This window comes from Mycobacterium colombiense (assembly GCF_003284935.1).
Lineage (GTDB): Bacteria > Actinomycetota > Actinomycetes > Mycobacteriales > Mycobacteriaceae > Mycobacterium > Mycobacterium arosiense_A.
In genome coordinates this window covers 63,456-78,148 of record NZ_QMEV01000014.1, presented here as the reverse complement: position 1 = coordinate 78,148, position 14,693 = coordinate 63,456, and the positions used below count along the sequence as shown (strand labels likewise).

The window sequence follows — 14,693 nt, the reverse complement described above, 5'->3', positions numbered from 1 at the left end:
CTGGCCATCGATGTCTTCCTTGCGCTCCGTGCTGCTGCTGTGCTGGCGCGATACCGGGCACCCGCAGGGCGGCGGCAGTGAGGCGTATTTACAGCGCATCGGCGCGCAGCTGGCCGCGTCCGGCATCGCCGTCACGCTGCGCACCGCCCGCTATCGCGGTGCGCCGCGCCGCGAGGTCGTCGACGGCGTGCGGATCGACCGTGCCGGCGGCCGCTATTCGGTGTACGTGTGGGCGTTGCTGGCGATGTTCTGGGCCCGGCTCGGGCTCGGCCCGCTGCGCAGGGTGCGGCCCGACGTGGTCGTCGACACCCAGAACGGCCTGCCCTTTCTGGCCCGGCTGATCTATGGCCGCCGGGTGGTGGTGTTGGTGCATCACTGCCACCGCGAGCAGTGGCCGGTGGCGGGCCCGGTGCTCGGCCGGCTCGGCTGGTTCGTCGAGTCGACGCTGTCGCCGCGGGTGAACCGGCACAACCAGTACGTGACGGTGTCGCTGCCGTCGGCGCGCGACCTGGTCGCCCTGGGCGTCGACGGCGCCCGGATCGCGGTGGTGCGCAACGGCGTCGACCGGGCGCCGGCGCAATCCCTGTCCGGCCCCCGCTCGGCGGCGCCGCGGGTGGTGGTGCTCTCGCGGCTGGTGCCGCACAAGCAGATCGAGGACGCCCTGGATGCGGTCGCGCGGCTGTTGCCGCGGATACCGGGTCTGCACCTGGACATCGTCGGCGACGGCTGGTGGCGCGGCAGGCTCGTCGAGCACGCGGCTCGGCTCGGCATCTGTTCGGCGGTGACGTTTCACGGTCACGTTGACGACCTCACCAAACACCATGTGCTGCAAGGGGCTTGGGTGCACCTGCTGCCCTCGCGCAAGGAGGGCTGGGGCCTGGCCGTCGTCGAGGCGGCCCAGCACGCGGTGCCGACCATCGGCTACCGATCCTCGGGCGGACTGTCGGACTCGATCGTCGACGAGGTGACCGGGATCCTGGTGGACAGCCACGCCGAGCTGGTGGATCGGCTCGAAGAACTGCTCGCCGATCCGGTCCTGCGCGATCAACTGGGCGCCAAGGCGCACACCCGCAGCGGCGAATTCTCCTGGACGCAAAGCGCCGACGCGATGTGCGGCGTGCTGGAAGCGGTGCAGGCCGGCCGCACGGTCAACGGGCTAGTCACCGGGCGGGGCTGAGCGGGCGCGGCGCCGCCACGCGCCGATCACCGCGCCGGCGCCGGCGCTGATCAACATCGCCAGCCACGCCAGGTGCGCGATCACCGTGGCGGTCCGCTGACCGGCGGCCACCGTGGCGGTCCGCCCGCCGATCCGGTAGAGCGCGATCTCGTGGTCGCGATAGACCGGTGCCATCGCCCCCAGGGTGCGTGCGGCCGCCCCCATGTCCCCGGCGCTGTCGGATTCGACCACCAGCCAGGCCACCCCGGCCGCGGCCAGCGCCGACGGGTCCGGGCCGGACAACAGGAGCTGCTGGACCGCGCGGGCGTGCGCGCCTTCGCCGGTGATGGTGGTCCCCGAGATCACCAAGTCGCCGGTGCTCAGCACGTCGGCGCGCACCCAGCGGGGCAGCGGATCCAACACCGGCGCCGCGCCCGACCAGGAGAACAGCCGCATGGTGCCGGCCGGCAACACCGCCACTGCGCCCGGCTGGGCGTCGATCGCCGCAGCGACGGCGGCCCAGCCGCGCGGATAGTGCACGGGCGCCACCTTGCCGAACACCCCCCAGCCCAGGTCCGGCAGCGCCAGCAACAGCGCCAGACAGCAGACCAGCGCCGGGGCGCCGCCGCCGGGGAGTCGGAGCCAGCGGCGCAGCGTCACCACCGCGCCGGCCCCGGCCAGCGCGTAGCCGGGCATCGCCAGCGCCACCCACTTCTGCCCGTCGCGTAGCACCCCGAAGCCGGGCACGGCGTCGACCACCGTGCCCAGCAGCGCCACGCCCGGCCCGGTGGCCAGCGCCGCCGGGATCAGCACGGACACGGCCGCCAGCGCCAGCAGCGGCACCACCGCGGGGCGCCGGACGACCGTCGGCAACCCCGCGGCCACCACGCCCAACAGCACCACCGCCGAGAACACCGCGAAAAGCGTGGTGCGCGAACCGGGTACGGCGTCGCCGTTCCAGATTCCGCCGAGGCTGGCCAGGCTGCCCAGGGTGCCCAGCCCCGGCTCGGCGCGGGGGGCGAAGGCCTCGACCCCTAGCCGGTTGGCCGCCGTGTGCGCGGTCAACGACGAACCCATCGCCGACGCCGTCAGCCATGGGGCCGCCGCCACCAGGGCGGCGCCCAACGCAACCCCGGCGCACCACCCGCGCCCCCGGCCGGGACCGGGCGCCGCCAGGCAGGCCAGCGCCACCGTCGCGGCGAGCAGCAGGCCCGTCGGGGTCAGCCCGGCAAGCGCGATCCAGAAGGCCAGTGCGAAGAACCCGAACCGGCTTGAGTTCGGTGCCGTCCGCAGCGTCAGCATCGCCGCGGCTACCCAGGGCAGGCAGCCGTAGCCGACCAGCAGGCTCCAATGCCCCTGCAGAAGCCGTTCCGCGACATAGGGATTCCAGATCGCCACGGTGGTGGCGACGAACTGGCCGGGCGCGCCCGCGCAGGGCAGCGCGACCGCAACGAGCCGGGCCGCGCCCCATCCCGCCAGCCACAGCCCCGCCACCAGCAGCGCCTTGACCACGACGCCGCCGTCGATCAGTTGGGAGGCCAGCGCGACCGCGAAATCCTGCGGGGTGGCGCGTGGCGCCGACGTGAGCCCCAGCGCGGTGTCGGACAGGTAGGACCGCGGCGTCGACACCGCGTCACGCAGCAGCAGGTATCCGGGCGTCAGGAGCGGCCCGACCACCAGCAGCGCCAAGACCAGTGCGTACCCGGGTCGGGTCCAGCGCACGGTTAACGCATCCGGGCCGGGCTATTCCCGGTCGTGCGTGCCGGGCGGCTTCGCCTCGGTGGGCCCCGCCTCGGTGGGCTCCTCCGGGCCGGGCGTGCCGGGCTCCTGACGCGCCTCGGGCCGCTGGGTGGGCAGCTTCTCGGTTTCGGCTTCGGCGCCGGGCACCGGTTCCTCGAGGCCGCTGCGGCCGAAGAAGTCCTGGTCGCCGCGGTCCAGGCCGGGGTCGGTCAGCGCGCTCTCGCTGCGCAGGCTGAACGATGCGAGCAGCCCGCCGCCGATCAGCGCGATCAGGCCGACCGCGGTGAAGGTGATGGGCAGCACCCGCGACCACAGCGCCAGCCGGTCGCGCTCATCGCGGGCGGCGTTCACCTGGGATTCGATGGTGTCCTCGTTCGAGGTGACCTTGTAGTCGGCCAGCGTGAGCTCCGGCTTGAGCGGATCGCGGGCGAAGTAGTGATCGGCGTGCTCGGTCTGCTTGACGATGGTGCCCGACACGGGATCCACCCAGAAGGTGCGTTGCGCCGCGTAGTAGCGGGTCATGGTGATCTGTTCGTTCGGGTCACCGCCCTGCACGCCCCACATCGACGCCGACGTGGTCTGCTTGGCGTCCTCGTTGCCCGCCAACAGCGACGGGTAGGCCACCGGGGCCACCAGCTTGCCGTCGGCGTTGTAGCCCACGTTCTGGGTGAACTTGTACGTGGTCAGGCCGTTGACGTCTTCCTGGGTGTCGTAGTTGACGTCGAACGCCTTCTGCGCGATCGGATCGAAGTAGGGGTAGGTCTTCTTCTCGGTGTGGAACGGGAACCGGTAGGACAGCCCCTCGTGCCGCAGCGGCATCGCGGTGGGCGGGTTTTCGTCATTGACGGCACGCGGCTTCTGGACCGAACCGCCGGCATGGGTGTCGTCGGAGACGGCCAGCGCGGTCTTGCGGTTGAGCGTGACGGTGTCGACGATCGCCAGCAGCAACCCGCTGTCCTTCTGCTTGTCCGTGCGGCGCAACGAACTTCCGACTTGCAGCGTGACCACGTCGGAGTTGGCGGGCGACTCCACGCTGATCTGCTGCTGGGAGACCAGCGGCACGTTCTGGTTGACGACGACGTGGTCGGTCGACAACGACCCGGAGTCCAGCGCGGTCCCCGTGCCGTCACCGATCAGCGTCGCGTCGATGTTCAGGGGGACCTTGGTGATCCTGCTGGTGGTGTACGTCGTCAACAGCAGCGCGGCGATCAGCAGGGCAGCTCCGAGTCCGATGATCCCGCATGCGGCGAACCGCAACATGACTGCTCGGTTCACGTCGCTGTGCCCTCCTCATTTTCGTGCTTCATCAGCCGCGACCCGCCCCGAGCAGGCAGCCCGGGGCAAACTCGTTCGACCCTAACAGCAGAAAGTAAGGCAGCGACTTACGAACCTGTTGCTCGCGCGGACGGGCCCCCGGTGTGCCCATTCGCCCGGCCGCGCGGCACAGGCAAACTGTGGTGGTGAGCGACGACCAGCGGGTGGGTGGGGTGCGCAGCTTCCTGCCGGCCGTGGAAGGCATGCGCGCGTGCGCGGCCATGGGCGTGGTGGTCACGCATGTCGCGTTCCAGACCGGGCATTCCAGCGGCGCGACGGGCAGGCTGTTCGGCCGCTTCGACCTGGCCGTGGCGGTGTTCTTCGCGCTGTCGGGTTTTCTGTTGTGGCGCGGGCATGCCGCGGCCGCACGAGGTTTGGGGCCGCGCCCGGCCACCGGCCACTACCTGCGGTCGCGGGTGGTCCGCATCATGCCGGCCTATGTGGTCGTGGTGATCGTGATCCTGACGCTGTTGCCCGACGCCGACCACGCCAGCCTGACGGTCTGGCTGGCCAACCTGACGCTCACCCAGATTTACGTGCCGCTAACGCTGACCGGCGGGCTGACCCAGATGTGGAGCCTGTCCGTCGAGGTCAGTTTCTACCTGGCGCTGCCGATCCTCGCGCTGCTGGCCCGCCGCCTACCGATGCGGGGCCGGGTCCCGGCGATCGCCGCGTTGGGGGCGCTCAGCTGGGCGTGGGGATGGCTCTTCGGGGCCGACTCCGGCTCCGGCAGCAATCCGCTCAACTGGCCGCCGGCGTTCTTCTCCTGGTTCGCCGCCGGCATGCTGCTGGCCGAGTGGGTGCACAGCGGTGTCGGGTTGCCACACCGCGTCGCGCGCCGGCGGTTGGTAATGGCCGCCGTCGCGGTGGGCGCCTACCTGGTCGCGGCGTCCCCGCTGGCGGGCCCCGAAGGCTTGGTGCCGGGCACGCCGGCCCAGTTCGCGGTGAAGACCGCCATGGGTTCGCTGGTGGCCTTCGCGCTCGTCGCCCCGCTGGTGCTGGACCGCGTCGACACCCCGCACCGCATCCTGGGGACCACCGCCATGGTGACCCTGGGGCGATGGTCCTACGGGCTGTTCGTCTGGCACCTGGCGGCGCTGGCCATGGTGTTCCCGGTGCTCGGGACGTTCCCCTTCACCGGCCGCATGCCCACGGTGCTGGTGCTGACGCTGCTCTTCGGCTTCGCGATCGCCGCGGTCAGCTATGCGCTGGTCGAGTCGCCGTGTCGAGAAGCGTTGCGCCGCTGGGAGAAACGCGAGAGGCCGGGCGAGTCGGCTCGGGGTGTCGACGCCGAGGCGGACGCGATCGCGCCCTAGGAGTTTCAGCTCGGGCGCGGGTATACGGCTTCGGGAGGTAAGAGGTTCAGGGGGTACTCGTTCATCGACAGTACGAGCAAGTCGGCGGGCTTGGAGATGTCCACATAGTGGTGGCCCGAGCCGGGGTGATCATGCATTTCCGTCAGCAATTCGATGATCTCCGCGGCAACGGCCGCGTCCAACCGCCACACCACGGCGCCGTCGCGAAATTCAATCTCGGCAGCTTCCGGCTCGATGATGAACTGGTGAATCGTTGCCCCGTGGTCCAGCCGGGCTGAAGCCTGTTGTGCGGCCTCAGTCAGTGCCGCAAGGACAGTGTCGACGCCAGCGGTATCCATCGCCAGCAGCACCGCATCGTCGCCCATGTACAGCTTTTCGGCCAGTTCGGCATAAATCACGCTCATAAGCACCATGCTTTCTCATTGTCAAACAAATGTTAATGGCCGGAAGCTGTTGGCGGCTGCGCTAATTGCACCCCGGTCCTACCATCTTGTGTCTCGAACAGGTTCACCGCTGGGATCAAAGTGTTCGGCGTGAGGGCCGCAGCAGTGCATAGTGGTCGGGACCGATTGCGGGTGAGCCTATTTGCTTCAGAAGCAAATCAGTGGCTGCCGGCCGGGCCTTCTTCCCATTCTTCGATGTTGGTTTCGCCGAGCCAGTGTTTATGAGCATGTGGCGGCGGGATCACTTGCGGTCCAAAAGAAGGTCCGCCGCCGATTACCGGTTCCTCACCCAGCTTCGGCGCTGGCAGTTTAGGTGCAGGAGCTGGGGGTTGGGGGGCGGTGGGCGGGATACCGACCGTCCCCGAGCGCGGTGGGGCTGACGCTTCCTTGTGAGTTGGAAGATCGTTGATTCCGACGTTGCCCCACCTGCTGTTCGGCGCGTTGTGCGGGTTGTAGTCCCAGTGCGGGTAGTGATACCGATCTTGGCCAGGGTCGTACCGCCACTCGCCGCCGTTCTTGTCCCACAAGTGCTGTTCGCCCTTTGCTTGGGCGCTCGGCTTACTAGCCGGTCCGACGGTCACCGGTCCATCGACAGGCGGGCGAACACCTTCGGGCGGCAAGCCGGGGCCTACAGGCTTGCCTTGGGGGTATGGCGGCGGGGGTGGTTGCCATGGCTGCGGGGCTGGGTCGTCTTTGAAGGTGTGACTGTCGACGGTGTGGACGGGGTTGTCCTTCGGTGGACTGTCGAAGGCCGGACGTTGCGGGAAAGTGTCGCTGACACCGGCCACTGCGGCGGTAATTTTCCCGGCGACTTGTTGGTCTAGGGCGACCAATTGTGCGGCGCGCCGGCGGATCTCGCCGGCGAGGACTTGCGCTTGGGATTGGCGGGCGGCCCGCTGCGCGGTCGATCCGCCAACCATGCGATCTGTGACGGAAAGGTCTTCGCCGACTTTATATCCCGCCGATTGGGCATCCTGTATGGCGTAGCGGACTCGGGAGCGGGCGGCATATAAGTCAGAGGCGCCGTTGCGCGCCACGCGTGCAGCCGCCTGCAGCTGGTCGGCAGCTGAGCTGACGGTTTCCATGTCAGCGCGCGTCGCGACGCGCAGCGCCGTAGCGGCTTCGCCTCGCCAATCGACCGAAGCGGCGTCCCGCCATACCTGGTGGGACAGCGCATAGCTGCGCTCGGCCACGGTCTCCCAGTGGGCGGCCGCCTCAGTGAGATGGTCGGTCGGCCAGGTCAACACCGCCGACAGGCCAGGAACCCCTGCGACCGTGGCCATCGCTACACGCTTATCACGGGCTGCACCACAGAGGCCAGCTGATTAGCCGATCGGTTCTCGTTGGCAAGATAACGGCGGTCTGCTTCAGAGACGTGCGTAGCGGTGGACCCTACCCGAGCGGCCAGTGCCGCGGTGAAGACTGTGACATCGGCGTGGGCGGCGTTGACTGCCGTCGCGCTGGGCTGCCATGACAATCCGAAAGTCGCCGGCGACACCATCGCGTTCAAATCGTCCGCAGAGACGGCCCAGCGGGCCGCTATCGCTTGCACGCCTGCGTTATTTACCCGCAACGTCTCCTGCACAAGCGAAAGTGTAGGCAATCGAGAGGGTCCGAGCCATTCACCTATCATCGTCTATGAACTGCCTAGCAGGCCTTCACCGCTGGCGGCACTCGCACTTAATTTGGCCGGCTTGCTACAGGCATGTCATGCGACCTTTAACCCGTACACGTCATTGTTGAGTGGGCCGGCTTCGCTTGGACCCAGGTGTCGACGCGGAAGCCGACGTGATCGCGCCCTAGCCGGTGCGGTCCATCCACTCTTCCAGCTCGTGCGCGGACGGTAGACAGATGGCCCGCTCGATCTTGGCGAACAGATCGCGCCCGTACTCGACGGCCGATTCGATGAGATTGCCCAGCGCCTCGAGATGGATGCCGTCGCTGAGCAGGTAGGCGTTCTCACCGACGACGCTGACGTGGCTGGGCTGAGCCGTCTCGCGCAGAAACAACTTGGGCCAGTAGGTGTCTCGGTTCCAATCGTTCATCAGTTCCATCAGGCGTGGGCGCTCGCCGGCCGGGTAGTAGGCGGACGGGCTGATCGAGATCTCCAGCAAGTCGCGCCGTAAACCGTTGACCCGCAGGTTGACGTGCAGCTTGCCGCGCTCGTAGCTGGACAGCAGCAGGAACTCCTCGCCGTCGTCGCTGCGGAAGAACCGCAGCTGGCGCGAGCGCAGATAACGTTCGATCAGCTCGGTACTCAACGGCTCGATCCGCATGTCCCCGACGATGGTGCGGCGTCCTTGGAGAATCCTTGGCGGCGTCGGTCAGCTGGCTTCCGCGGCCGCCAGACGCTCGATGATCTGTTCGCGGACCGCCGACCGGCGGGCCTTGCCGGCGTCGTCGCGTAGCGGGGTGTCGACGAACTCGACGGTGTGTGGCACCTTGTACCCGGCCACGTGGTCGCGCAGAAACGCTTGCACACCAACGGAATCCAGAGCGGAACCTTCTTGCGGGTGCACCAGCGCGTACGGCACCTGGCCCAGGTCGTCGTGGGGGACGCCGACGACCAGACAGGACAACACGTCCGGGTGCGCCGAGAGCGCGTTCTCGATCTCGGCGGGGTAGACGTTGCGGCCGCCGACGGTGAACATGTCGACCCGCCGGTCCGAGAGGTACAGGAAGCCGTCGGCGTCGAAATAGCCCAGATCACCCAGTGAGTCCCAGCCGTCGCGGCTTTTCGCCGTGGCGCCGACGTAGCGGTAGGTGGGCGCGCTGTCCGGGCCGGGCCGCATATAGATCTCGCCGACGACCCCGGGCGGGCAGGGATTGCCGTCGTCGTCGAGCACCTTCATCTCCCCGGCGACCACCACGCCGACCGAGCCGCGGTGCGCCAGCCATTGGTCCCCGGAGATGAAGGTCAGCGCCTGTAATTCGGTGCCGCCGTAGAGCTCCCAGACTTTCTCCGGGCCCAGCAGGTCGATCCATGCCTGCTTGATGGCGGGCGGGCAGGGCGCGCCCAGATGCCAGAACCGGCGGATCGACGACAGGTCGTAGGTATCCGGGTCGGCCTGGTAGACCGGCAGCGTCCGCTGCATGATCGTCGGCACCGTCGTCAGGAACGTCACGCGGTGGTCGGCGATAAGTCGCAGAAACCGCTCGGGGTCGAACCGGCTCATCAGCACCAGGTGATGGCGCATCAGCAGCGCGATCGTCGCGGTACTGAAACCGGTGTTGTGGCTCAACGGCACCGGCACCAGGGTGGTGTCGCCTTCCTGGGCGCCCAGCGGGTAGCCGATCGCCGACGGTATCCGGCTGTCGCCGCCGGATTCGATCAGTTTGGGCCGCCCGGTGCTGCCGCCGGATCCCATCGCCTTCCACACCGGCGACACCGCCTCGGGCAACGCCGCGTCGGACAACGTCGGATCGGGCTCGAAACCTGCTGGCACGCTTGCCATTCCAGGGTGGTCGCGCCCGACCAGCAGGGCGGGTGGCCGCAAGTCCAGCAGGGCCTGCAACTCCGCGTCGGGCAACCGGGCGGACAACGGCTGCGGCACCGCGCCCAGCTTCCAGCACGCCACCGCGGCCTGGATCCACTCGACCGAATTCGGCAGCACCATGGTCACGTAGTCACCGACACCCACACCGCGCTCGGCGTAGGCGCGGGCCAGCCGATTCGTCGAGCGGTCGAGCTGGGCGCGGGTGAGGGTGATGCCGTCGCAGGTGACCGCCGGCTCGTCGGGGGCGAGTTCGGCCAGTGCCGAAATCTGCGTGCCGATCGGCGGGATCGGCTCACTCATACGCGCCCTGCCGCTCGAAGATGCGGCGCGGGTTGTCGACCAGCATCGTATGCAGCTGCTCGTCGGTGACGCCGCGCTCCTTGAGCGCCGGGATGACGTCGTTGTGGATGTGCAGGTAGTGCCAGTTCGGCAGCATCTGCGACCCCAGCTCCTCCGGGATCGCATCGAAGTAACAGTTGGCGTCGTGCGAGAGCACCATCTTGTCGGCGTGTCCGCGCTCGCACATCTGCACCACCGTGTTCACCCGATCCTCGAAGGGCAGGAACGCGTCGATGCCGAAGCGGTCCATCCCGAGGTAGGAGCCGGCGGCGATGAGCTCCTCGAGGTAGCCGATGTCGGTGCTGTCGCCGGAGTGCCCGATGATCACCCGGCTCAGGTCGACGCCCTCTTCTTCGAAGATGCGCTGCTGCTCGAGCCCGCGCCGCAGCCCCGCGTGGGTGTGCGTCGAGATCGGCACACCGGTGCGCTTGTGCGCCTGGGCGACCGCGCGCAGCACCCGCTCGACGCCCGGTGTGACGCCGGGTTCGTCGGTCGCGCACTTGAGGATCCCGGCCTTGATGCCGGTGTCGGCGATGCCCTGCTCGATGTCGCGGACGAACATGTCGGTCATGATCTCCGGGCCGCCCGCCAGTGCGCCCGGACCGAGGTAGTGGAAGTACATCGGGACGTCGTTGTAGGTGTAAAGGCCAGTCGCCACAACGATATTCAGCTCGGTCTGGGCCGCGACCCGGGCGATCCGCGGAATGTAGCGGCCCAGGCCGATCACGGTGAGGTCGACGATGGTGTCCACGCCGCGGGCCTTGAGTTCGTTGAGCCGGTTCACGGCGTCGGCGACGCGCTTGTCCTCGTCGCCCCACGCTTCGGGATAGTTCTCGGCGATCTCGGTGGTCATGATGAACACGTGCTCATGCATGAGCGTGACGCCGAGATCGGCAGTATCGATGGACCCCCGAGCGGTATTGAGTTCTGACACGCCACTGATGGTAGAACCATGCTGCGTGGTTTGGCATCGCCTTTGCCGAGCGACCACTGTCAGCGCTGGATGTCGGCGCAGAGCCTGGCCCAGTTGCCGAAACCGATCTTGTCGCGATCGGCAGCACTGAGGTCCGCCTCCTCGAGAAAGCGTGATGCTGCGCCGTTGTCGAAGAGTACGAAGGGGTAGTCGGTGGCAAACAGGATTCGGTCGATGCCCAGGATGTCGATCGCCCACTGCAGGTATCGCTGGCTGAAGATTCCACTCGGCGTGACCGACACATTGGTGGCGAAGTATTCGGATACGTTGCGCGGCAAGTGTGCTGGAGCGCTCAGCATGTCAATCCGATCCAGATAAAACAGTGTGACCTCGCCCCAGTGGCCAAGGATGATCTGCAGGTCGGGCAGCCGCTCGAACACACCGGACAACACCAGGCGGAGCGCTTGGATACCGGTTTCGTAGTGCCAGCCGATCCCTGCCGTGGCGAATGCCGTCTCAAGGGCGCAGTCGAACCCGCCGTAATACGCGTTCCGAACCGTCGGCAGCGGCGATTGTGGGTGCAGGTAAAGGGGTGCGCGCAGTTCGGCGGCGGCCTCCAGGATCGGTAGGAAATCGGGGTGATCGAGGTTGTCCGCACCGGTACGACCGAACAGCATCGCTCCGTTGAGGCCTAGTTCGGCCACGGCCCGTCGCAGCTCCCGCGTGGCCTCACCCGGCGCGGTGGTCGGAAGGGTGGCGAAGCCCTGAAATCGGTCGGGCCGGGCGCGGATGATCTCGGCCATCCGGTCGTTGGCGGCACCCGCAAGCGGTACTGCACAGCTCGGCTCGACACTTTGCACGCCCGGTGTCGTCAGCGATAGCACCTGAACGTCGACGCCGACCTCGTCCATTCGGGCGATCCTGTGGTCGGCGAGGTCGAGCAACAGACGCTCGTTATCGTTTCCGGTGGACATTTCGATTGCGAGATCGCGTTGCTCCGGGTCCACCCTTTGCCAGGCGGCGATTACCTCGGAGGTGGCGAAATGCTCTTCGAGCCCGACGATTTTCATCAGGTGTCCAGGAGATAGTCGACAAACACGTCCTCACAGGTGAACCTGCGGCTGGTGAGGCCCTGCTCGTAGTGATAGCGCAGGACCGCGTCGAGCGCCGCGCGGTTGGCGCTGACGCCGTAGGGCCACCAATCGTGGCCCAGGAGATCTCGGTCGTTCTCGATGCGCTTGGTCAACCAAGGCACCATGCTGGCCATGTTGTTGAAGGTCATGCCCTTCACCAGCTGCTCGGCAGCTGCGTCCTTGGCATCGCAGAAGCCCCGGTAGACGGCGCTCACGATGTCGGGCCGCTGGGCGGCCAGATCTTTGCGGACCACGACCGTGTGCATGATCGGAAAGATTCCGGTGCGCTGGTAGTAGTCGCGCTCGACCGTTTCGTAGTCATCGAACAAACGCCCAACTTGGGGCGACTTGTGCAGCACGCACTCGGGCACGTCGGCCGAGATCAGGGCGTCGATCTGGCCCGCCTCCAGTTGCTTGCCCAGATCATCGCCGGTCCAGGTGACCTCGACGTCGGCAGGGTGTGGTTGCGGTATGAAATCAACTGGTGCCATGGGGAAGTCGATCGGACCGACGATCCACCGGCACTGCTCGGGCGTCACACCGAACTCATCCGACAGTATTCCCTTCGGCATCACCCCGGCATCGTGGCCGTAGACGGCGAGTTCGCCGACCGTCTTGCCGGCTAGGTCCTGCGGCCGCGTGATGTCGCTGTCCTTGTTGACGTAGATCGCCGAATGCCGAAAGCAGCGGTTTGGAAACACGGGGATCGCCAGAAACGGCGGGTCGTCGAAATCCATCGTGCGCAGGAAGTAGGTCAGGCCGAGTTCTGACACGTCGAATGCGTGCTGGCGGATCATTGGCTCGAAGATCTCGGTGACGATACGAGCGCTGTGGAAGCGGGCGTCCACACCGTCGATCTCGACTGTGCCATCGGTCAGCCCCCGTGTCCGGTCGTAATCCCAGAAGGCAAGATCAATTTTCATGGCGGTCACTACAAGTCCTTGTGCCAAGTGGTCATCGTTGTGGCGTACCCGGTCTGGGTGCGACTGGAACGGCATGCGGTTGTCTCATTCGTGAGAATCGGGTCGAACCGTGGAAGACCTGCCGTGCCGATTTCTTAGGCACTCCCGACGGCCGAGCGATTGCAGTACCGTCACCCTCGTCTTGGTCGAGAACCCGCTGGGAGTCACGTCATGTTGCTCAATCCCAACCACCTGCAACGCCAGTACCCGGACCGCCGCTCGGCGGAGATCATGGCCGCGACGGTGGACTTCTTCGAGTCGCGGGGCAAGGCCCGGCTGAAGGCCGACGACCACGAACGAGTGTGGTACTCGGAGTTTTTGGACCACGTCGGCCGGGAGCGCATCTTCGCCTCGTTGCTGACCCCGAGCGGCTACGGGGCGGACGACTGCCGCTGGGACACCTACCGGATCAGTGCGTTCGCCGAGATCGTCGGCTTCTACGGGCTGAACTACTGGTACCCCTTCCAGGTCACCGCCCTGGGCCTGGGCCCGATCTGGATGAGCGCCAACGAGGACGCCAAGCGCAAGGCCGCCGCGCTGCTCGAGGCCGGCGAGGTGTTCGCCTTCGGCCTGTCGGAGCAGACGCACGGCGCGGACGTCTACCAGACCGACATGAACCTGACGCCGGCGGACCAGGGCTGGGTGGCCAATGGCGAGAAGTACTACATCGGCAACGCCAACGTGGCCCGGATGGTCTCGACCTTCGGCAAGTTCGACGGCACCGACGAGTACGTGTTCTTCGCCGCCGACTCGCAGCACGAGCGCTACGAGCTGATCAAAAACGTGGTGAACTCGCAGAACTTCGTCGCCAACTACGCCTTGCGCGACTACCCGGTCACCGAGGCCGACATCCTGCACCGCGGCCCCGAGGCCTTCCACGCGGCGCTCAACACCGTCAACGTCTGCAAGTACAACCTGGGCTGGGGCGCGGTCGGCATGTGTACCCACGCGATGTACGAGGCGGTCACCCACGCGTCCAACCGGATCCTGTACGGGACCGTCGTCACCGACTTCACCCACGTGCGTCGCCTGCTCACCGACGCCTACGCGCGGCTGGTCGGGATGCGGCTGGTCGCCACCCGGGCATGCGACTACATGCGCAGCGCGTCGGCCTCCGACCGCCGCTACCTGCTCTACAGCCCGCTCACCAAGGCGAAGATCACCAGCGAGGGTGAACGCGTCATCACCGCGCTGTGGGACGTCATCGCCGCCAAGGGCGTGGAGAAGGACACCATCTTCGAGGCGATGACCCGCGAGATCGGCCTGCTGCCAAGGCTGGAGGGCACCGTTCACATCAACATCGGGCTGTTGGGCAAGTTCATGCCGAACTTCCTGTTCGCCCCCAACAGCGCGCTGCCGTTGATTCCCCGCCGCGACGACGCGGCCGACGACACCTTTCTGTTCGCGCAGGGGCCCACCGGCGGCCTGGGCAAGGTGCGCTTCCACGACTGGCGGGCGCCGTTCGACAGCTTCGGGCACCTGCCCAACGTCGCGCTGCTGCGCTCGCAGATCGACGTGCTCGCGGACATGCTGGCCGGCGCCACCCCGGATGCCGCGCAGCAGAAGGACATTGACTTCGCGTTCGCGGTCGGGCAGCTGTTCGCGACGGTGCCCTACGCGCAGCTCATCCTGGAGGAGGCCGCGCTCTCCGACATCGACGAGACGCTGACCGACGCGATCTTCGCGGTGCTGGTTCGCGACTTCAACGGCTATGCCGTCGAGCTCAACGACAAGCCGTCGACCACCGACGCGCAGGCCCGTTTCGCTACGCGGATGATCCGTCGTCCTGTGTACGACCCGTCGCGCTATGACCAGATCTGGAAAGAGCACGTGCTGCCGCTCAGCGGCGCGTACCGCATGCGGCCGTAGCTGCGCGTCGC

General features: G+C 67.4%; 13 protein-coding genes. 3 read left to right on the top strand and 10 right to left on the bottom strand.

Annotation, left to right across the window (positions count from 1 at the left end):
* Positions 1–10: 10 nt before the first annotated feature.
* A complete protein-coding gene (locus DQP57_RS09725) occupies positions 11–1,177 on the top strand; it encodes a glycosyltransferase family 4 protein (protein ID WP_112632768.1) in 1,167 nt (388 codons plus the stop codon).
* Here DQP57_RS09725 and DQP57_RS09720 read toward each other — a convergent pair.
* Both DQP57_RS09720 and DQP57_RS09715 read right to left on the bottom strand, forming a co-directional pair.
* Positions 1,157–2,878 (bottom strand): hypothetical protein, encoded by a 1,722-nt coding sequence (locus DQP57_RS09720; protein ID WP_112632767.1) that lies wholly within the window; start codon positions 2,876–2,878, stop codon positions 1,157–1,159. The genes DQP57_RS09725 and DQP57_RS09720 overlap by 21 nt on opposite strands.
* Positions 2,879–2,899: 21 nt before the next feature.
* Positions 2,900–4,171, bottom strand: coding sequence for a DUF3068 domain-containing protein (locus tag DQP57_RS09715; RefSeq protein WP_165821787.1), 1,272 nt, complete (start codon positions 4,169–4,171; stop codon positions 2,900–2,902).
* Positions 4,172–4,350: 179 nt separating this feature from the next.
* Here DQP57_RS09715 and DQP57_RS09710 point away from each other — a divergent pair, with 179 nt between their 5' ends.
* Positions 4,351–5,526 (top strand): acyltransferase family protein, encoded by a 1,176-nt coding sequence (locus DQP57_RS09710; RefSeq protein ID WP_112632765.1) that lies wholly within the window; start codon positions 4,351–4,353, stop codon positions 5,524–5,526.
* A 5-nt stretch (positions 5,527–5,531) separates the two neighbouring features.
* On the opposite strand, the gene DQP57_RS09705 is transcribed toward DQP57_RS09710, so the two are convergent.
* The 8 genes from DQP57_RS09705 to DQP57_RS09670 all read right to left on the bottom strand — a co-directional run bounded on the left by DQP57_RS09705 (position 5,532) and on the right by DQP57_RS09670 (position 12,849).
* Positions 5,532–5,939: a hypothetical protein gene (locus DQP57_RS09705; protein ID WP_133259232.1), complete on the bottom strand. Its 408-nt coding sequence runs from the start codon at positions 5,937–5,939 to the stop codon at positions 5,532–5,534.
* A gap of 188 nt (positions 5,940–6,127) precedes the next feature.
* Positions 6,128–7,252 carry a hypothetical protein gene (locus DQP57_RS27140; RefSeq protein ID WP_240631723.1) on the bottom strand — a complete coding sequence of 375 codons (1,125 nt, stop codon included), beginning with the start codon at positions 7,250–7,252 and terminating at the stop codon, positions 6,128–6,130.
* A 2-nt stretch (positions 7,253–7,254) separates the two neighbouring features.
* The gene (locus tag DQP57_RS09695) at positions 7,255–7,554 is read right to left on the bottom strand and encodes a hypothetical protein (RefSeq protein ID WP_240631722.1); all 300 of its coding nucleotides are present in this window, start codon (positions 7,552–7,554) and stop codon (positions 7,255–7,257) included.
* Positions 7,555–7,768: 214 nt separating this feature from the next.
* Complete coding sequence (locus tag DQP57_RS09690) at positions 7,769–8,245, bottom strand: YbjN domain-containing protein (protein WP_112632763.1); 477 nt, start codon at positions 8,243–8,245, stop codon at positions 7,769–7,771.
* Positions 8,246–8,293: 48 nt separating this feature from the next.
* Positions 8,294–9,766, bottom strand: a complete 1,473-nt coding sequence (locus DQP57_RS09685) for an AMP-binding protein (protein ID WP_112632762.1) — start codon at positions 9,764–9,766, stop codon at positions 8,294–8,296.
* Positions 9,759–10,739: a phosphotriesterase-related protein gene (locus tag DQP57_RS09680; RefSeq protein ID WP_112632761.1), complete on the bottom strand. Its 981-nt coding sequence runs from the start codon at positions 10,737–10,739 to the stop codon at positions 9,759–9,761. Before DQP57_RS09680 ends, DQP57_RS09685 begins: the two co-directional genes overlap by 8 nt.
* Positions 10,740–10,798: 59 nt before the next feature.
* Positions 10,799–11,788 (bottom strand): amidohydrolase family protein, encoded by a 990-nt coding sequence (locus DQP57_RS09675; protein WP_112632760.1) that lies wholly within the window; start codon positions 11,786–11,788, stop codon positions 10,799–10,801.
* On the bottom strand, positions 11,788–12,849 hold the full coding sequence (locus DQP57_RS09670) for a 4,5-dihydroxyphthalate decarboxylase (RefSeq protein ID WP_240631721.1): 1,062 nt from the start codon (positions 12,847–12,849) through the stop codon (positions 11,788–11,790). The genes DQP57_RS09675 and DQP57_RS09670 overlap by 1 nt, the downstream gene beginning before the upstream one ends.
* A 135-nt stretch (positions 12,850–12,984) precedes the next feature.
* On the opposite strand from DQP57_RS09670, the gene DQP57_RS09665 reads away from it, so the two are divergent.
* The gene (locus DQP57_RS09665) at positions 12,985–14,682 is read left to right on the top strand and encodes an acyl-CoA dehydrogenase (protein WP_112632758.1); all 1,698 of its coding nucleotides are present in this window, start codon (positions 12,985–12,987) and stop codon (positions 14,680–14,682) included.
* The last annotated feature ends 11 nt before the right edge of the window (positions 14,683–14,693 follow it).